Source organism: Bradyrhizobium sp. USDA 3256 (genome assembly GCF_054058275.1).
On the sequence record NZ_JBSSAE010000002.1, the window covers coordinates 8,604,776 to 8,623,456 of the forward strand.

The 18,681-nt window shown below is 64.9% G+C and carries 19 protein-coding genes; 17 read left to right on the forward strand and 2 right to left on the reverse strand.

What is annotated here, in order from left to right; translation table 11 throughout:
• Positions 1-38: 38 nt before the first annotated feature.
• The 11 genes from ACVWY5_RS42410 to phoB all read left to right on the forward strand — a co-directional run bounded on the left by ACVWY5_RS42410 (position 39) and on the right by phoB (position 10,258).
• Positions 39-629: a TetR/AcrR family transcriptional regulator gene (locus ACVWY5_RS42410; protein WP_028333757.1), complete on the forward strand. Its 591-nt coding sequence runs from the start codon at positions 39-41 to the stop codon at positions 627-629.
• Positions 626-1,534, forward strand: a complete 909-nt coding sequence (locus ACVWY5_RS42415) for a haloalkane dehalogenase (protein WP_028333756.1) — start codon at positions 626-628, stop codon at positions 1,532-1,534. Before ACVWY5_RS42410 ends, ACVWY5_RS42415 begins: the two co-directional genes overlap by 4 nt.
• Before the next feature lie 18 nt (positions 1,535-1,552).
• Entirely contained in the window at positions 1,553-1,783 is a 231-nt protein-coding gene (locus ACVWY5_RS42420; RefSeq protein WP_028333755.1) for a SelT/SelW/SelH family protein, read from the forward strand.
• Positions 1,784-2,111: 328 nt separating this feature from the next.
• Entirely contained in the window at positions 2,112-3,167 is a 1,056-nt protein-coding gene (locus tag ACVWY5_RS42425) for a putative bifunctional lysylphosphatidylglycerol flippase/synthetase (protein ID WP_026192163.1), read from the forward strand.
• A gap of 84 nt (positions 3,168-3,251) precedes the next feature.
• Entirely contained in the window at positions 3,252-4,565 is a 1,314-nt protein-coding gene (locus ACVWY5_RS42430) for an ATP-binding protein (RefSeq protein WP_028333754.1), read from the forward strand.
• Between the two features lie 135 nt (positions 4,566-4,700).
• Positions 4,701-5,711, forward strand: coding sequence for a phosphate ABC transporter substrate-binding protein PstS (gene pstS / locus ACVWY5_RS42435; protein ID WP_028333753.1), 1,011 nt, complete (start codon positions 4,701-4,703; stop codon positions 5,709-5,711).
• A gap of 229 nt (positions 5,712-5,940) precedes the next feature.
• Positions 5,941-6,930: a phosphate ABC transporter permease subunit PstC gene (pstC, locus tag ACVWY5_RS42440; RefSeq protein WP_016844063.1), complete on the forward strand. Its 990-nt coding sequence runs from the start codon at positions 5,941-5,943 to the stop codon at positions 6,928-6,930.
• Positions 6,931-6,934: 4 nt separating this feature from the next.
• Positions 6,935-7,780, forward strand: coding sequence for a phosphate ABC transporter permease PstA (pstA, locus tag ACVWY5_RS42445; protein ID WP_050386784.1), 846 nt, complete (start codon positions 6,935-6,937; stop codon positions 7,778-7,780).
• On the forward strand, positions 7,777-8,595 hold the full coding sequence (pstB, locus tag ACVWY5_RS42450; protein ID WP_016844065.1) for a phosphate ABC transporter ATP-binding protein PstB: 819 nt from the start codon (positions 7,777-7,779) through the stop codon (positions 8,593-8,595). The genes pstA and pstB overlap by 4 nt, the downstream gene beginning before the upstream one ends.
• Before the next feature lie 106 nt (positions 8,596-8,701).
• Positions 8,702-9,418 carry a phosphate signaling complex protein PhoU gene (phoU, locus tag ACVWY5_RS42455; RefSeq protein WP_028333751.1) on the forward strand — a complete coding sequence of 239 codons (717 nt, stop codon included), beginning with the start codon at positions 8,702-8,704 and terminating at the stop codon, positions 9,416-9,418.
• A 129-nt stretch (positions 9,419-9,547) separates the two neighbouring features.
• On the forward strand, positions 9,548-10,258 hold the full coding sequence (gene phoB, locus ACVWY5_RS42460; RefSeq protein ID WP_016844067.1) for a phosphate regulon transcriptional regulator PhoB: 711 nt from the start codon (positions 9,548-9,550) through the stop codon (positions 10,256-10,258).
• A 229-nt stretch (positions 10,259-10,487) separates the two neighbouring features.
• Here phoB and ACVWY5_RS42465 read toward each other — a convergent pair whose 3' ends face one another.
• A complete protein-coding gene (locus ACVWY5_RS42465) occupies positions 10,488-11,000 on the reverse strand; it encodes a GcrA family cell cycle regulator (RefSeq protein ID WP_018269585.1) in 513 nt (170 codons plus the stop codon).
• Positions 11,001-11,486: 486 nt separating this feature from the next.
• Between ACVWY5_RS42465 and ACVWY5_RS42470 the strand changes: the two genes are divergently transcribed.
• The 3 genes from ACVWY5_RS42470 to ACVWY5_RS42480 all read left to right on the forward strand — a co-directional run bounded on the left by ACVWY5_RS42470 (position 11,487) and on the right by ACVWY5_RS42480 (position 14,819).
• Entirely contained in the window at positions 11,487-12,695 is a 1,209-nt protein-coding gene (locus ACVWY5_RS42470; protein ID WP_028333750.1) for an aspartate aminotransferase family protein, read from the forward strand.
• A complete protein-coding gene (gene argF / locus ACVWY5_RS42475; protein WP_028333749.1) occupies positions 12,695-13,621 on the forward strand; it encodes an ornithine carbamoyltransferase in 927 nt (308 codons plus the stop codon). The genes ACVWY5_RS42470 and argF overlap by 1 nt, the downstream gene beginning before the upstream one ends.
• 196 nt (positions 13,622-13,817) lie before the next feature.
• Entirely contained in the window at positions 13,818-14,819 is a 1,002-nt protein-coding gene (locus ACVWY5_RS42480) for an Hsp33 family molecular chaperone (RefSeq protein ID WP_028333748.1), read from the forward strand.
• 109 nt (positions 14,820-14,928) lie between these two features.
• Here the strand turns inward: ACVWY5_RS42480 and apaG are convergent, their stop codons facing one another.
• The gene (gene apaG, locus ACVWY5_RS42485) at positions 14,929-15,327 is read right to left on the reverse strand and encodes a Co2+/Mg2+ efflux protein ApaG (RefSeq protein WP_028333747.1); all 399 of its coding nucleotides are present in this window, start codon (positions 15,325-15,327) and stop codon (positions 14,929-14,931) included.
• 301 nt (positions 15,328-15,628) lie between these two features.
• Here apaG and ACVWY5_RS42490 point away from each other — a divergent pair, with 301 nt between their 5' ends.
• The 3 genes from ACVWY5_RS42490 to ACVWY5_RS42500 are packed head-to-tail and all read left to right on the forward strand — an operon-like array spanning position 15,629 to position 18,670.
• Positions 15,629-16,888, forward strand: a complete 1,260-nt coding sequence (locus ACVWY5_RS42490) for an OpgC domain-containing protein (protein WP_028333746.1) — start codon at positions 15,629-15,631, stop codon at positions 16,886-16,888.
• Positions 16,885-17,667, forward strand: a complete 783-nt coding sequence (locus ACVWY5_RS42495) for an SGNH/GDSL hydrolase family protein (RefSeq protein ID WP_152977610.1) — start codon at positions 16,885-16,887, stop codon at positions 17,665-17,667. Before ACVWY5_RS42490 ends, ACVWY5_RS42495 begins: the two co-directional genes overlap by 4 nt.
• 13 nt (positions 17,668-17,680) lie before the next feature.
• Positions 17,681-18,670 (forward strand): SGNH/GDSL hydrolase family protein, encoded by a 990-nt coding sequence (locus ACVWY5_RS42500; protein ID WP_028333744.1) that lies wholly within the window; start codon positions 17,681-17,683, stop codon positions 18,668-18,670.
• The last annotated feature ends 11 nt before the right edge of the window (positions 18,671-18,681 follow it).

The following is an 18,681-nucleotide window of genomic DNA, read 5'->3' on the forward strand; positions in this document are numbered from 1 at the left end:
CTTGACATTAATACGTACGTACGTATTAAGTCACGGTCATGCCAAAACCCTCTCTCCGCGATGCCATCCTCGACGCCGGCCTGAAGGAAATGTTCCGGACCGGCTATCACGGCACCAGCGTGCGCGACGTCACCGCCGCCGCCGGCGCGCCGCAGGGCTCCTTCACCAACCATTTCCGCTCGAAGGAGCTGTTCGCGTCCGAGGTGCTGGACCGCTACTTCCTTTATGTGCGCGGCCTCGTCGCCGAGGCGCTGGGCGACCTGACGCTGACGCCGCGCGAAAGGCTGAGAAGCTATCTCGATCTGATCACCGGCAAGCTCGCGCATGACGGTTTCACCCGCGGTTGCCTGATCGGCGATTTCAGCCTCGAGGCGTCGGGCTCGAGCGAGGTGCTGCGCGAGCAGCTCGACGACATCTTCCGGGAATGGCGCGCGCCGTTTGCGGCCTGCATCGCCGAGGCTCAGGCCACAGGCGAGATCGCCTCCGACTTCGATCCCGATCAATTGGCCGATTTTCTGCTCGCATCCTGGCAGGGCGCGATGCTGCGCATGAAGGTCGAACGCAGCGAAGCTGCGCTGACGCGTTTCAAGACGATCGCATTCCAAACCGTGTTCAAGGAGTTGCCATGATCATATCCGCCGATATCAGCCTGCATCATCGCGCTGTGCTCGAGAGCACGATGACCTATCGCGAGACCCGCCGCAGTGACGCGCCGCATGTGCTGTTCCTGCACGGCAATCCGACGTCATCCTACATCTGGCGCAACATCATGCCGCTGGTCGCCCCCGTCGGGCACTGCATCGCGCCCGACCTGATCGGCTACGGCCAGTCCGGCAAGCCCGACATCGGCTATCGCTTCTTCGACCAGGCGGACTATCTCGACGCGCTGATCGACGAGCTCGGCATCGCCTCGGCCTATCTCGTCGCCCAGGATTGGGGCACGGCGCTCGCCTTCCACCTCGCGGCACGCCGTCCGCAACTGGTGCGCGGGCTCGCCTTCATGGAGTTCATCCGCCCAATGCGCGATTGGTCGGACTTCCACCAGCACGACGCCGCGCGGGAGACGTTCCGGAAATTCCGCACGCCGGGCGAGGGCGAAGCGATGATCCTCGACAACAATGCGTTTGTCGAACGCGTGCTGCCCGGCTCGATCCTGCGCACGCTCAGCGAGGAGGAGATGGCCGCCTACCGCGCGCCGTTTGCGACGCGAGAAAGCCGCAAGCCGACCTTGATGCTGCCGCGCGAGCTGCCGATCGCCGGCGAGCCGGCCGATGTCGCGGAGGCGCTCACGGTGGCGCATGCGGCGCTCGCGACATCGACCTATCCGAAGCTGCTGTTTGCGGGGTCGCCCGGGGCACTGGTGTCACCGGCCTTTGCCGCCGAATTCGCCAGGACGCTCAAGCATTGCGCGGTCATTCAACTCGGCGCGGGCGCGCACTATCTGCAGGAGGATCATCCGGAGGCGATCGGCCGTTCTGTGGCCGGCTGGATCGCCGGCGTCGAGGCCGCCTCCGCGCAGCGCCACGCCGCATGAGTGCACGGAGGGCGTGACATGAGGAATGTCTCGATCACCTATTGCCGGCCGTGCGGCTATGAGAAGCGTGCCAAAGAGGCCGCGGCGCTGTTGCGCGAGCGCCTTGGCGTCGATGCGACGCTGATCCCCGGCAAGGGCGGCATCTTCGAGGTCAAGCTTGGCGACGAGGTTGTCGCCAGGCGCGCCAAGGGACATTTTCCCGATGCCGCCGAGATCGTCGCCGCGGTCACGGCCGCGCGGGATTGCTGATCAGCGGAGCGCCTCTCGGCGGGTACGGAAGATCATTCTCTATTCGGCCGTGCCGGTACTTCACCGTAGTTTTCCGGATGGCCTTGCGGGCTGTTCGGCGGGCTAACTGCCGCACGCGCATGTCAAGTCTTGTCGAAGGCGGCGGGAAACGCGCATATTTGTGCATCCGCTGTCATGAATCATCCCTAATATCTTGAAGATGCGCGTTTTATTGTCTTTTGACGAATTCCACTCCGGTTTAAAACGCGCTACACGGGCCAGGGCACAGCGAAGCGCCGGCGAAGTTCGCCCGGGAGCCGTCGTCGCGGGATCGCAATTCGAGGTCTAGATGCTGGAAGCAATACGCAGGGCGATGGCGTTTCTGCGCCAGAAGCAAATCCTGCATCGGCTGGGTGTTGTCATCAGCATCGCCGTCATCGGCATCGCCTGCTACGTCCTGTATCACATGCTGCGCGGCATCGACACCAACGAGGTGCTCGAGGCCATCAAGAGCACCGAGCCGCGGCAGATTGCCTTGGCGGGACTGTTCGTCGCGGCGGGCTACTTCACGTTGACCTTCTACGATCTGTTCGCGGTGCGCGCGATCGGCCACGCCCATGTGCCCTATCGCATCAACGCGCTCGCGGCCTTCACCTCCTATTCGATCGGCCACAATGTCGGCGCCAGCGTGTTCACCGGCGGCGCGGTGCGCTACCGGATTTATTCGGCGTGGGGGTTGAACGCGATCGACGTCGCCAAGATCTGCTTTCTCGCCGGGCTCACCTTCTGGCTCGGCAATGCCGCGGTGCTCGGGCTCGGCATCGCCTACCACCCCGAGGCCGCCGCCAACATCGACCAGTTGCCGCCCTGGCTCAACCGGGCGCTGGCATTCGCGATCATCACCGCGCTGGTCGCCTATGTGGTCTGGGTCTGGACCCAGCCGCGGGTGGTCGGCCGCGGCCCCTGGACGGTGACGCTGCCGGGCGGCCCGCTGACGCTGCTGCAGATCGCGATCGGCATCCTCGACCTCGGCTTCTGCGCGCTGGCGATGTACGTGCTGGTGCCGGACGAGCCAAATCTCGGCTTCGTCGTGGTCGCGGTCATCTTCGTGTCGGCGACCCTGCTCGGCTTCGCCAGCCACTCCCCCGGCGGCCTCGGGGTGTTCGACGCCGCCATGCTGGTCGGCCTCTGGCAGATGGACCGCGAAGACCTGCTCGGCGGTATGCTGCTGTTCCGGCTCCTCTACTATATTGCGCCCTTCGTCATATCTGTAATCTTGCTGACGTTTCGGGAGGTTATCGTCGGCGCCCGACTCAAACGGCTGCCGCAGGCTGATTCGGGTCCCCGCGCCGAGCCGCACCATGAGGCGGTTCTGGTTCGCAAGCGCGGTGACTCCGGGGTCTGATGAAGCGGCCCGATGCCTCCCGAGGGAAGGTCGATGTGACCGCGCCTGGGCGAGACATGAACCGACGGGATGAAAGCCGCCGCGATGGCAATTGACGATTCGCATTCCTCCATCTTCTCGCCCTGGCCCGACCGGTTGCGCCATTCCGCGCTGATCCTGCTTGCCGCAGCGCTGGCCTTAAGCGTGGTGGTCGCGCTCGGCGAATTGTCGCTGGTGCGCGCCTGCGCGGTGTTCGTCTGCATCGCGGCCGCGGCGCTGGTGCCATGGCGGCTGCATGATGCCGGAACCTCGCGCGAGGATGTCCGCGGCGTCAATCCGGTCGAGGCCGCCGCCGTCAGCGCGGTCGTCGCCGGCATGCCGGATCCGGCCGTGCTGCTCGATCGCGCCGGCCGCGTCATTCATCTCAACGCCGCCGCGGCGCAGCTCGCGCCGGCGCTGCGCAAGAACGAACTGGCGCAATTTGCCCTGCGTTCGCCGGAGATCATCACCGCGCTGCGCGAGGCGATCGCGACCACCGAGCCGCGCCGCGCCACCTACACCGACCACGTTCCGGTCGATCGCTGGATGGAACTGGTGATCACGCCGGTGCCGGTGCCGACCCAGTTCGGCGGCACCGAGAAGTGCATGCTGATGACCTTCCACGACCTGACGCCTCTGCGCCGGGTCGAGGAGATGCGCGCCGACTTCGTCGCCAATGCCAGCCACGAGCTGCGCACGCCGCTCGCCGCCTTGTCCGGCTTCATCGACACGCTGCAGGGACCGGCGCGCGAGGACGCGCGGGCGCGCGAGCGCTTCCTCGGCATCATGCACACCCAGGCGACCCGCATGGCGCGGCTGATCGACGATTTGCTGTCGCTGTCGCGGGTCGAGCTGTCGGCCCATGTGCGGCCCGAGGCCTCGATCGACATCGTGCCGATCATCCGCCAGGTCGCCGACGGGCTCGAGGCACTGGCCAGCGAGCGCCAGGTCGAGATCGAGGTCGACCTGCCTCAGGCCCCGGTCATGATCGCCGGCGACCGCGAGGAACTGCTCCGCCTGTTCGAGAACCTGATCGAGAACGCCCTCAAATACGGCGCCTCCGGGGGCCGCGTCATAGTGTCGCTGAATCAGGCCGTTTCGGGCGCATCGGGCGAGGGGGCCCCCGAAATCCGTGTCATGGTACGGGATTTCGGCCCCGGCATCGCCCCGGAGCACCTGCCGCGGCTGACCGAGCGCTTCTACCGGGTCGACGTCGGCGACAGCCGCAACCAGGGCGGAACGGGCCTCGGATTATCGCTGGTGAAACATATTCTTAACCGTCATCGCGGGCGTCTTTTGATCGAGAGCGTGCCGAGGAACGGCGCCACTTTTACCGCGTGTTTTCCCCGGCCGAAGACCCCGTTACCAACTCAAAGCTAAGCGTTTTCAGAAGCTTAGCGCTGTCATCCAACTGTCATCCAACCTTCGTAAAAGCAGCACCGACCGCTCCTAGATGGACCGGCGTGAGCGCGATCGGGCGCATTCGGCGCTTCGCTCACAGGATGGAGACCACCCATGAATTTCATCAAAGCAATCGTCGCAGCCGGCATGATCGCCGCTTCGACGTCGGCCTTCGCTGCCGATATTACCGGCGCGGGCGCGACGTTTCCGTTCCCGATCTATTCGAAGTGGGCTGACGCATACAAGAAGGAGACCGGCAACGGTCTGAACTACCAGTCGATCGGCTCCGGCGCCGGCATCAAGCAGATCCAGGCCAAGACCGTGACCTTCGGCGCCACCGACGCGCCGCTCAAGCACGAGCAGCTCGAGAAGGACGGTCTCGTGCAGTGGCCGATGGTAATGGGCGCGATAGTCCCGGTCGTGAACCTCGAAGGCATCAAACCGGGTGACCTGGTCCTGTCGGGCGAAGTGCTCGGCGACATCTATCTCGGCAAGATCACCAAGTGGAATGACGCGGCGATCGCCAAGCTCAATCCGAAGCTGACCCTGCCGGGCGACGCGATCACCGTCGTGCGCCGTTCGGATGGTTCGGGCACCACCTTCAACTTCACCGACTATCTCTCAAAGTCGAACGCCGACTGGAAGTCCAAGGTCGGTTCCGGCACCGCGGTCGAGTGGCCGGTCGGCGTCGGCGCCAAGGGCAACGAAGGCGTCGCCGGCAACATCAGCCAGACCAAGAACGCGATCGGCTATGTCGAGTATGCCTACGCCAAGCAGAACAAGCTGACCTACACCGGGCTGGTCAACAAGGCCGGCAAGACCGTGCAGCCGACCATGGCTGCCTTCCAGGCTGCCGCCTCGAATGCCGACTGGGCCAAGGCTCCCGGCTACTACGTGATCCTCACCGACCAGCCGGGCGAGGCCTCCTGGCCGATCACCGCGGCGACCTTCATCCTGATGCACAAGGACTCGACCGACAAGGCGGCCTCGCAGGAAGCGCTCAAGTTCTTCAAATACGCCTTCGAGAAGGGTGACAAGGCGGCCGAAGAGCTCGACTACATCCCGATGCCGGACTCGGTCGTCAAGCTGATCGAGAAGACCTGGTCGTCGGACATCAAGAGCTAAGTCCGACGCTGCGACAGGACCTGTGCCGACTCGATCGCGGCACAGGTCGAGCGACCAAGACCCGGTCTCCATCACCGCGGCAACAAGCGCGGGATCGAGGCCGGGGTTCGCGCCTCAAGGGGCGTGGCTGGAACGACGACGCCCGGCCAAATGCGTCAATGAAGATCGCTTCGGGGCGTAGCGGTTTGCGTGGCTTTTGCATACTAAAGAGGGGATTGGCGTGGCAGACATGGCTGTTCAGAGCGATGTGATGGAAGCCGCGGGACCTTACGATCGCGCCAAGGCCCTCAGCGCCTTTAAGCTCGGTGACCTCACCTTCTATTGGATCACCCGCATCTCGGCGATTTCGGTTCTGTTGATCCTCGGCGGCATCATCCTGTCGCTGATCGTCGGCGCCTGGCCGGCGATGAAGGAATACGGCTTCGCCTTCCTCTGGACGCAGCGCTGGGCACCCTCGGCCGATCCGCCGGTGCTCGGCGCGCTCGGCCCGATCTACGGCACGCTGATCACCTCGGTCATCGCGATGCTGATCGCCATTCCGGTCGGCATCGGCATCGCCGTGTTCCTCACCGAGCTCTGCCCGCAAGTGCTGCGCCGCCCGATCGGCATCGCGATCGAGCTGCTCGCCGGCATTCCCTCGATCATCTACGGCATGTGGGGCTTCTTCGTGCTCGGCCCGTTCCTGGCCAACACGTTCCAGCCTTTCATGATCCGGATCTTCGAGGGCGTCCCGGTGCTGGGCGCGGTGTTCGCCGGCCCGCCGTCCTATCTCAGCCTGTTCAACGCCGCGCTGATCCTTGCGATCATGGTGCTGCCCTTCATCACCGCGATCTCGGTCGACGTGTTCAAGACCGTGCCGCCGGTGCTGAAGGAGGCCGCCTACGGCATGGGCTGCACAACCTGGGAGGTCGTCCGCAGCGTCGTGATCCCCTACACCCGCGTCGGCGTGATCGGCGGCATCATGCTGGCGCTCGGCCGCGCCCTCGGCGAGACCATGGCGGTGACCTTCATCATAGGCAACTCGTTCCGCATCTCGTCGTCGATCTTCGCGCCTGGCACCACGATCTCGGCGGCGATCGCCAGCGAATTCGCCGAGAGCGACGGCCTGCACCAGTCCGGCCTGATCCTGCTCGGCTTGCTGCTGTTTGTGCTGACCTTCTTCGTGCTCGCCGGCGCGCGGCTGATGCTGATGCGGCTTGAAAAGAAGGCGGGGAAGTAACGCCATGAACCCGATCTACAAATCCCGCCGCCGCAGCGACATCGTCATCCGCGCACTCTGCGTCGGCGCCGCGCTGTTCGGCGTCACCTGGCTGGCGCTGATTCTGATCACGCTGCTCTATAACGGCCTTGCCGGCCTCAGCGTGCAGCTGTTCACCCAGAACACGCCGCCGCCCGGCTCGACCGAAGGCGGCCTGCTCAACGCCATCGTCGGCTCGGTCATCATGACCGTGATCGGCGTCGGCATCGGCGCGCCGCTTGGCCTGTTCGCCGGCACCTACCTCGCCGAATACGGCAAGCACGACAAGCTGACCTCGGTGATCCGCTTCATCAACGACATCCTGCTCAGCGCGCCCTCGATCATCATCGGCCTGTTCATCTATGGTGCGGTGGTGGTGCCGATGCGCGGCTTCTCGGCGATCGCAGGCAGCCTCGCGCTCGCGGTGATCGTGATCCCGGTCGTGCTGCGCACCACCGAGGACATGCTGCTCTTGGTGCCCAATCCGCTGCGCGAGGCCGCCTCCGCGCTCGGCCTGCCGCGTTCGCTGGTGATCAAGCGGATCGCTTATCGTGCTGCGCGATCGGGTCTGATCACCGGCGTGCTGCTGGCGACCGCCCGCGTCGCTGGCGAGACCGCGCCGCTGCTGTTCACCGCGCTGTCGAACCAGTTCTTCAGCCTGGATCTGACCAAGACGATGGCCAACCTGCCGGTAACCATCAACAACTTCGTGCAGAGCCCCTACGCCTACTGGAAAGAGCTGGCGTGGAGCGGTGCGCTGCTCATCACATTCACCGTGCTCGCGTTGAATATCGGCGCGCGTATCCTTGGTGCCGAAAGGGCCGCAAAATGACCGAGCTTTCCGTCTCCACGACTGCCGCAGGCCACGTTCCCCAGGTTCCGCTGCCGGAAGCGCCGCCGAAGGTCACGGTGCGAAACCTCAACTTCTATTACGGCGAGCACCACGCGCTGAAGAACATCAACCTTACGCTCGGCACCAACCGCGTCACGGCGTTCATCGGCCCGTCCGGCTGCGGCAAGTCGACCCTGCTGCGCATCTTCAACCGGATGTACGACCTGTATCCGGGCCAGCGCGCGGTCGGCCAGCTGATGCTGGACCAGACCAACATTCTCGACCCCAAGCTCGATCTTAATTTGTTACGCGCGCGGGTCGGCATGGTGTTCCAGAAGCCGACGCCGTTCCCGATGACGATCTACGAGAACATCGCCTTCGGCATCCGCCTCTACGAGAAGATTTCGAAGTCCGAGATGGACGACCGGGTCGAGAAGGCGCTGCGCGGCGGCGCGCTGTGGAACGAGGTCAAGGACAAGCTGAACGCCTCCGGCCTGTCGCTCTCCGGCGGCCAGCAGCAGCGGCTGTGCATCGCGCGCACCGTGGCGGTGCGTCCCGAGGTGATCCTGTTCGACGAGCCGTGCTCGGCGCTCGACCCGATCTCGACCGCCAAGGTCGAGGAACTGATCCAGGAGCTCTCCGAGGACTACACGATCGCGATCGTCACCCACAACATGCAGCAGGCGGCGCGCGTCTCCGACAAGACCGCCTTCATGTATCTCGGCGAGCTGATCGAGTTCGACGACACCAACAAGATCTTCACCTCACCGAGCGATCGGCGCACCCAGGACTACATCACCGGCCGGTTCGGTTGACCGGCGCATGATCCGGAAAAGTGGCAACCGGTTTTCCGATCAGGTCATGCTAAAATTCAGGACACGAAACCATGATCCCCGGGACCATGGTTGAGGGAGACAAGCGATGGCTTCTGAACATACCGCCAAGGCATTCGACAGCGACCTGCAGGAGTTGACCCGCCTGGTCGCCGAGATGGGCGGCCTGGTCGAACGGATGATTACCGAGTCGGTCGACGCGCTGATCCGTCGCGACGTCGCGCTCGGCAAGCGCGTGGTCGCCGCCGACATCGAGATCGACAATCTGCAGCGCAACATCGAAGAGCGCGCGGTGCTGACGATCGCGCGCCGCCAGCCGATGGCGATCGACCTGCGTGAGATCGTCAGCGCGATGCGCGTCGCCACCGACCTCGAGCGGATCGGCGACCTCGCCAAGAACATGGGCAAGCGCGTCGCGGCGCTGGAGAGCGATTTCCAGCCGCTGAAGCTGATCCGCGGCCTCGAGCACATGACCGACCTCGTGCTGTCGCAGGTCAAGTCGGTGCTCGACGCCTATGCCGCGCACGACCTGCCGGCGGCGATGAACGTCTGGAAGGGCGACGAGGAGGTCGATGCGATCTGCACCTCGCTGTTCCGCGAACTGCTCACCTACATGATGGAAGATCCGCGCAACATCTCGTTCTGCATCCATCTGATGTTCTGCGCCAAGAACATCGAGCGGATCGGCGATCACGCCACCAATATCGCCGAGACCGTATTCTACATGATCGAGGGCCAGCAGATCACCGACAAGCGCCCGAAGGGCGACATGACCACTTTTGCCACCACGGTGCCGGGCAGCTGAGGCTTGATCGGCAAGCGCGGAACCGGATTGTCCTTCGACAACTCGTTTCCGCGGGGACTATGCTCAAGGAAGTAAGCGTTTCGGTTTGCGTCTGGGCAACGGATCACCACAGAGAAAGAACTTAAACCGATGAGCGCACGCATTCTGGTAGTCGAAGACGAGGAAGCGCTGACGACGCTGTTGCGCTACAATCTCGATGCGGAAGGCTACGATGTCGAGACGGTCGGGCGCGGCGACGATGCCGACACCCGCCTGAAGGAGCGCGTTCCCGACCTCGTGGTGCTGGACTGGATGCTGCCGGGCCTGTCCGGCATCGAGCTGTGCCGCCGCCTGCGGGCGCGGCCCGAGACCAAGCAACTTCCGATCATCATGCTGACCGCGCGCGGCGAGGAAAGCGAGCGCGTACGCGGGCTTGCCACCGGCGCCGACGATTACATCGTCAAGCCGTTCTCGGTGCCGGAGCTGCTGGCGCGGGTGAAGGGCCTCTTGCGCCGCGCCAGCCCGGAGCGGCTTGCGACCGTGTTGACCTACGGCGACATCGAGCTCGACCGCGAGAAGCGCCGCGTGGCGCGCTCGGGCCGTCCGATCGATCTCGGGCCGACCGAGTATCGCCTGCTCGAATTCTTTCTCGAGCATCCCGGCCGCGTCTTCAGCCGCGAGCAACTGCTCGACAGCGTCTGGGGCCGCGACATCTACATCGATGAGCGCACCGTCGACGTGCATATCGGCCGTCTGCGTAAGCTCCTCAATCCCGGCCGCGAGCAGGACCCGATCCGCACCGTGCGCGGCGCCGGCTACGCGCTCGATGACCGCTTTGCCAAGGCCGAGCCGCAGCCGTAACGGCCAAGCGGCATTCATAAACCGCAACACGGCGAAAGCCGGGATCAATAGCCACCAATGGGCGTTGTTAGAAAGCCGTCTGGCCGCTTGCCGATTGCGCCGGCCGCGGCGTATGGGTCCCGGCATGCACCGGGACGACGCTGGTGATATAGCCGGGCTGCGTCACACAAAAAAATCCCCGCTTTCGCGGGGATTTGTTTTTGAGGTCTTCCGACGTTTTCCCGAGTGCTCACTTGATCTGCGGTTTCGCCGACGGCCGGCGGCGATCGGCGGCGGGCTGGTAGGCGACGCGCGAGTGATGCGCGCAATAGGGCAGGCCGGCGAGCGCCTTGCCGCCGCAGAAGAAGAATTCCGGGCTCGAGGGATCGCCGACCGGCCAATGACAGGTGGCCTCGTTCAGCTCGAGCAGCGAGAGCCGCTGGCTCATTGGCACCACATTGTCGTAGGAGATCGGATCGGGCTCCATTTCGACCTCGAAGGCGTGCGCCAGCGCGGTGTTGCCGCGCGAGACCGGTCGCGCCACCCGCATCATGTGCTGGGCGGGGCGAGCCTTGCGCTGCCGCGGCGCGGCCGTGGAGGGCGCCTTGGCGCGGCCGGAGAGGCCGAGCCGATGCACTTTGCCGATCACGGCGTTTCGCGTCACATTGCCAAGTTCCGCCGCGATCTGGCTGGCCGACAGGCCGGACTCCCAGAGCTTCTTCAGCTGCTCGACGCGATCGTCGGACCAGGTCAATACAGTCATCGCATTCTTCCCTTCGCGTAGCGCCGGCCAATCGTTGGAGCGGCGCTGCGAGCCAATCTGGACAAATATCCCTGCGGCCAGAATCCCTTAGCCCTCGCCGGGCACGGTGTTGCGCCCGAACGTTTACGCGAGACACGAAGGCTACTTAGAGGGTCCAGTACCGCCGCACGAGATGTCGTACCCGACAGGCCAAACGCTACAATATGGCGTGACTCAGGCGCAAGAGTCCGCGGCCGTGCGTCCACATGTTCCCACACAGTTAAGCATTTCGATGAGGCTTTTCCACCGCACCGGAATGCTCCGGATTGCGCTCGTTTCGCATTGCAGGAAGGCCACTTCGTGGCGATTGACACTTACTGACCGCAGCATAGAATGCCCGCCACGTGCCGCCCGCAAAGGCGGCCGTTTTGTTTTCCGAAGCTGGCCGTTGCTGCGCTGGCGTCAAGGCGCGCGGCAATTGTCGGCTTCAAACCGTCAGTGATCGCCATGACCAACGCTGCCACGTCGCATCTGCTCCCCGTCTTCGCCAGGGTCGATCTCGGCTTCGAGCGCGGTGAGGGCGCCTGGCTGATCGCAACCAACGGCGACCGCTATCTCGATTTCACCTCGGGCGTCGCGGTCAACGCGCTCGGGCATGCGCATCCGCATCTGGTCAAGGCGCTGCAGGAGCAGGCGACCAAACTCTGGCACATGTCGAACCTGTTCAAGAGCCCGGACGGCGAGGCGCTTGCCGCGCGGCTGTGCGAGCAGAGCTTTGCCGACTTCGTGTTCTTCTGCAATTCCGGCGCGGAAGCGATGGAGGGCGTGATCAAGCTGGTCCGCCACTATCACTTCTCCAAGGGCCACGGCGAGCGCTACCGCATCATCACCTTCGAGGGCGCCTTCCACGGCCGCACGCTGGGCACGCTGGCGGCGACCGGCTCGGCGAAATATCTCGAGGGCTTCGGGCCGCCGATGGACGGCTTCGACCAGGTGCCGCATGGCGACATCGAGGCGGTGAAGAAGGCGATCGGTCCGCACACCGCCGGCATCCTGATCGAGCCGGTGCAGGGCGAGGGCGGCGTGCGCTCGGCGCCGCAGGCGTTCTTCAAGGCGCTGCGCGCGCTCTGCGACGAGCACGGCCTGCTGCTTGCCTTCGACGAGGTGCAGACCGGCATGGGCCGCACCGGCGAGCTGTTCGCCTACAAGCGCACGGGCGTCACGCCGGATGTGATGTCGCTGGCCAAGGCGCTCGGCGGCGGTTTCCCGATCGGCGCAGTGCTGGCGACCGCGCAGGCTGCGGCCGGCATGGCGCCCGGCTCGCACGGCTCGACCTTCGGCGGCAATCCGCTCGCGGTCGCCGCCGCCAATGCCGTGCTCGACGTCATGCTGAAACCCGGCTTCTTCGAGCATGTGCAGAAGATGTCGCTGCTGCTCAAGCAGAAGCTCGCTTCCGTCGTCGACCGCTATCCCGGTGTGCTGTCGGAGGTGCGCGGCGAGGGGCTGTTGATCGGCGTCAAGGCCGTGGTGCCGTCGGGCGACCTGATCGCCGCGCTGCGCAGCGAGAAGCTGCTCACCGTCGGCGCCGGCGACAATGTGGTGCGGTTCCTGGCGCCGCTGATCGTGACCGAGGCCGAGATCGATACGTCGATCACCGCGCTTGAGCGCGCCTGCGCGACATTATCGGCGGCGCAGCCGAAGAAGGCGGCTGGATGATGAGCAAGCCGGTCCGCCACTTCCTTGATATCAACGAGCTGCCGCTCGGCGAGCTGCGCAACATGCTGTCCGCCGGAGCCGCCATGAAGGCGAAGCTGAAGGCGCATGAGAAGGGCAGGAAGCCGCTCGAAGGCAAGACGCTGGCGATGATCTTCGAGCGCCCGTCGACCCGCACAAGGGTGTCGTTCGACGTCGGCATGCGCCAGCTCGGCGGTGAATCCATCATGCTGACCGGCGCCGAGATGCAGCTCGGCCGCGGCGAGACCATCGCGGACACCGCGCGCGTGCTGTCGCGCTATGTCGATGCGATCATGATCCGCATCCTCAACCATGACGCGCTGCTCGAGCTCGCGGCGCACGCCACCGTGCCCGTCATCAACGGCCTGACCCGGCGTTCGCATCCCTGCCAGGTGATGGCCGACCTCATGACCTATGAGGAAAACCGCGGCTCGATCGAGGGCAAGACCGTGGCCTGGACCGGCGACGATAACAACGTGCTGGCCTCCTGGGCGCATGCCGCCGAACGATTCAAGTTCCAGCTCAATGTCGCGACCCCGCCCGAGCTCTCGCCGAAAAAGCCTATGCGCGACTGGATCAAGGCGACCGGCGCGCCGATTGTGCTCGGCACCGATCCGGAAGCCGCCGTGCGCGGCGCCGACTGCGTCGTCACCGACACCTGGGTGTCGATGGGCGACAAGGAGGGCGAGCACCGCCACAACGTGCTGCGGCCCTATCAGGTCAATGCCAAGCTGATGTCGCTCGCCAAGCCGGACGCACTGTTCATGCACTGCCTGCCCGCGCATCGCGGCGAGGAGGTCACCGACGAGGTGATCGACGGGCCGCAATCCGTGGTGTTCGACGAGGCGGAAAACCGCCTGCATGCGCAGAAGGGCATCCTGGCCTGGTGTTTCGACGCGGTCGCGTAGCGCCCATTCAATGCTGTCGTCCCGGCGAAAGCAGGGATCCATAACCACCGATGTAAATTTTGCGAAAGCTGGAGCCCCAGCTGAATGCAGCAACTCACATTGGTGGTTATGGATCCCTGCTTTCGCAGGGACGACGGATAGATCCGTTCTGCTGAACCCCTTTCGTTTTGCGGTCCGAGACCCCAGATAGAGCGCCATGGTTTCACAATCCCCCGACATCAAAATCACGCCCGAGGCGCCGGTTCGCGCGCCCTCAGCGGTTCCTGTCGACGATGCCGTGCTGGCCTTCGAGGTCGGCGCGCTGGATCTGCGTGGCCGGCTGACCCGGCTCGGACCCGCGCTCGACGAGATCCTGCACAAGCACGACTATCCGTCCGCGGTCGGCAAGCTGCTCGGCGAGGCGATCGTGCTCACCACGCTGCTCGGGTCGTCGGTCAAGTTCGAGGGCCGCTTCATCCTGCAGACCCGGACCGACGGTCCGGTCTCGCTCCTGATCGTCGATTTCCAGGCGCCCGACCGGCTGCGCGCCTATGCGCGCTACGACGCATCGCGTCTCAAGAATGGCCAGAGCTCGGGCGAGCTGCTCGGCAAGGGCCACCTTGCGATGACCATCGATCAGGGCTCCAACACCAGCCGCTACCAGGGACTGGTCGCGCTCGACGGCGGCGGCCTGGAAGAGGCGGCCCACGAATATTTCCTGCGCTCGGAGCAGATCCCGACGCGGGTGCGGCTTGCGGTCGGCGAGGAGATGCGCGGCGGCGAGGGCGGCAAGCTGCACTGGCGCGCCGGCGGCATCCTGCTGCAATTCCTGCCCAAGGCGCCCGAGCGCGCCAAGCAGGCCGATCTGCATCCCGGCGACGCGCCGGAAGGCACGACCACGCATAGCGTGCCGGACGACGACGCCTGGGTCGAGGGCCAGTCGTTGATCTCGACCGTCGAGGATGTCGAGCTGATCGATCCCGATCTGTCCGGCGAGCGGCTGCTCTATCGCCTGTTCCACGAACGCGGCGTTCGCGTTTTCAATCCGCAAACGCTGCGCGCGCAGTGCTCCTGCTCGCGCGATGCGGTGTCGTCGATGCTGAAGAGCTTTGCGCCGAACGATCGCGCCGAGATGGTCAAGGACGGCAAGGTCGTCGTGACCTGCGAGTTCTGCTCGTCGGTGTATGAGTTCACGCCGCAGGAAGCCGGCGTCGAGTAGGCGCGTTCGTCATCGTAGCCCGGATGAAGCGCAGCGAAATCCGGGGTCGCTCCAACCGCGGATGCACCTGCCCCGGATTGCACTTAGCTCCATCCGGGCTACGCAGGCGTCAGTTCAGCACCCTTTTCCCGCCCGGGCTCGGGCTGTCCAGCGAGAATGTCGGCACGTCGATGTCGAAGCGCTCGCCGGCTTCGGTGACCATCTGATAGCTGCCGGTCATGAAGCCGGAGGCGGTCGGCAGCGGCACGCCGCTCGTGTATTCGAAGCGCTCGCCGGGGGCGAGCACCGGCTGCTCGCCGACTACGCCCTCGCCGCGCACCTCCTGGCGGCGGCCGGTGGCGTCGGTGATGATCCAGTGCCGCGTCCGCAGCTGCACCGTTTCCGGGCCCGAATTGACGATCACGATCTTGTACGACCAGAAATATTCGCGCCGGTCGACCGACGAGCGCTCCGGCATGAAGTTCGGCTCGACGGTGACTTCGATCTGGCGGGTAACGGCGCGGTACATGCGGCTCAATCCGATGGTCCTGGCGCATGCTCCGTTTTCGACCGGATCATGCTCAAACAGGGCGCTATCATAGCCAATTGAACCGCCGGAACCAATCGCCTGCCGGGCTGTGAAAAGGCGGGCTTGGAAAGCGGGACTTGGAAAGCCGGATTTGGGGCGGTCCGTTCATCGCGGTTTCAACATAGTTCCGCTCTAAAGCGCGGCCGCATGCCGCCGCACTCCGTGCTTTGTCGGCAACTCGCGGACCGATATTATCTTTTCAGCACGGCGTGCGGGGCGTCCGCAGCCGACACGGTGTTTGATGAGCTCGATTGCCGACCCCATAGCCGGTTCGCCGGCGGCCGACGCCAAGACCGAAGTAGAGGCTGAGGCCGAGGCGAAGGTTGCTGCGCCCGCGATCACGCTGCCGGCGACCGGCGAGCGCGAGCTCCGCCTCGATCTGTTCCGCGGGCTCGCGCTGTGGCTGATCTTCATCGATCATCTGCCGACCAATCTTCTGACCTGGCTGACGATCCGCAATTACGGCTTCTCCGACGCCACCGAGATCTTCATCTTCATCTCCGGCTACACCGCGGCGTTCGTCTATGGCCGCGCGATGCTGGAGGGCGGTGTCGTGATCGCGACCGCGCGCATCCTGCGCCGGGTCTGGCAGATCTATGTCGCGCACGTCTTCCTGTTCACGATCTTCCTCGCCGAGATCTCCTATGTCGCGACCTCGTTCGAGAACCCGCTCTACTCGGAAGAAATGGGGATCATGGACTTCCTCAAGCAGCCCGACGTCACCATCGTCCAGGCGCTGCTGCTGCGCTTCCGTCCGGTCAACATGGACGTGCTGCCGCTCTACATCGTGCTGATGCTGTTCCTGCCGCTGATCCTGTGGCTGATGAAATGGAAGCCCGATGTCACGCTCGGCCTCTCGGTCGTGCTCTACGCGCTGACCTGGCAGTTCGACCTTTATCTGTCGGCTTATCCGAACGGGTTCTGGGCGTTCAATCCGTTCGCCTGGCAATTGCTGTTCGTGTTCGGCGCCTGGTGCGCGCTCGGCGGCGCGCGGCGGATGTCGCGCATCCTGTCGTCGAACATCACGATGTGGATCTGCATCGTCTATCTGGTCGCGGCGTTCTTCGTGACACTGACCTGGTACGTGCCGCAGCTCGGCCACATCATGCCGAAGGTGATCGAGCAATGGATGTATCCGATCAACAAGACCGACCTGGACGTGTTGCGGTTCGCGCACTTCCTGGCGCTCGCCGCGCTCACCGTGCGCTTCCTGCCCAGGGATTGGCCGGGCCTAAAATCGCCCTGGCTGCGACCTTTGATCCTGTGTGGCCAGCATTCGCTTGAGATATTCTGCCTCGGGGTCTTCCTCGCCTTCGCCGGTCACTTCGTGCTTGCCGAAGTCTCTGGCGGTGCCGCACTGCACGCCTTGATCAGCGTCTGCGGCATCCTCATCATGTGCGGCATGGCGTGGATCATTTCGTGGTACAAGCACTCCGCCGACAAAGGCGCCTCGAAAAAAGGCGCCGCCGGCAACGCCGATCTGGCGGGAGGGGGAGCATGAAGTCCGCGCGGACGATGCTGGGCCTGACGCTGCTCGCAGCCTGCCTGACGGCCGGTTTGGCGGCGGCGCCCGCGCGCGCCGGCGACACCGCGGAGCCGCCCCCGCCGCCGCCCTGCGACGTGCCCGCCTATCTGCTTACGAGCGAGAGCTCGCTGCCCAAGGTCACCGACGCCATCAAGTCCAACCGGCCGCTCAACGTGCTGGTGGTCGGCAGCCGCTCCTCGACCATCCAGGGCAACGAGGCGAGCGCCTATCCGGCCACACTGCAGGCGGCGCTGAAGGAAGCGTTGCCGTCGTCGACGATCGATCTATCCGTAGAACTACAGGGTAAGAGCACCGCCGAGGAGACCGCGGGAACTCTTGTTAAGCTTGTTGAAGCAAAAAAGCCTACTTTGGTTATCTGGCAGACCGGAACCGTCGATGCTATGCGAGCGGTCGATCCCGACGATTTCCGTACCGCCATCAACGAAGGCGTTGTTGCGTTGCGGGACGCCGGGACCGACGTGGTGCTGGTCAATCTGCAATACAGCCCGCGTACGGAGACGATGATCTCTGCGCCGCCCTATCTCGACAACATGAAGGTGGTGGCGCAGCAGCACGACGTTCCGCTGTTCGACCGGTTCGCGATTATGAAGCAGTGGAGCGACGCCGGATATTTTGACCTGTTCAGCACCTCGCATGGTGTCGATCTGGCCAAGAAGGTTCATGCCTGTCTCGGCCGCGCACTGGCGAAATTCGTGATCGATGCGGCCCATCTGGGCCCGGTGCAGCAGAATTAAGGAAGCAGAGTAAATGCGTTTTGCCTTCCCTTTTCGCGCTTCCGCAGGGCGAGGTCTCCGCGCCGTTGCGGTGCTGACGCTGCTCGCGGTCGTGCCGTCGCGCGCGCAGACCGACCAGCATGCGGCGCTTTCGTCCGACGGCAAGACCGAGGCTGCAAAGCCTGATGCGACGCTGCCGGCTGCGACGACCGATGCGACCAATCCGCCGCAACCCGGCGTCGCCGCGAAGGCGCTCGACAGGGTGAAGCAGGCCGCGAAATCCGCCAGCGACATCTTCCACCGCGTGCCCTGTCATCAGCCCAAGGGCGTGCCGAACAGTACCGGCTCGCTGCCGCATGTCGCGGCCAAGCTCGCCGCCGGCAAGCCGGTCGTCATCATCGCGTTCGGCTCGTCCTCGACCCAGGGTTATGGATCGTCGGCGCCGGAATTCACCTATCCGAACCGGCTGGCCGGACAGTTGCGGCGGCAGTATCCGTCCGCCGACATCACCGTGCTCAATCGCGGCAAGGGCGGCGAGGACGCGCCCGAGATGATGGCGCGGCTGCAAACCGAGGTCATCGACGTCCATCCCGACATGGTGATCTGGCAGGTCGGCACCAACGCGGTGCTGCGCAACCTCGATCCCGCCGAGACCGCCAAGCAGGTCGAGGACGGCGTGGCGCGCCTTCAGGCGTCCGGCGCCGACGTCGTGCTGGTCGATCCGCAATATTCGCCGCGCGTCACCGAGCGCCCCGAAAGCGCGCGCGGCATGGTGAAGCTGCTCGGCCGCATCGCAGCGCTGCGCCATGTCGGCATCTTCCCGCGCTTCGAGGTGATGCGCGACTGGCACGAGAAACAGGCGATCCCGATCAACGATTTCGTCATCGCCGACGGCCTGCACATGAACGACTGGGGCTATGCCTGCTTCGCCCAGCTGCTCGGCGACGACATCATCCGCTCGGTCGGCGCGATCAAGATCGGCGTCAACGTCCCCGCCGACGTCAGGACCTACCGGCCGATGTGATCGGACTCTCT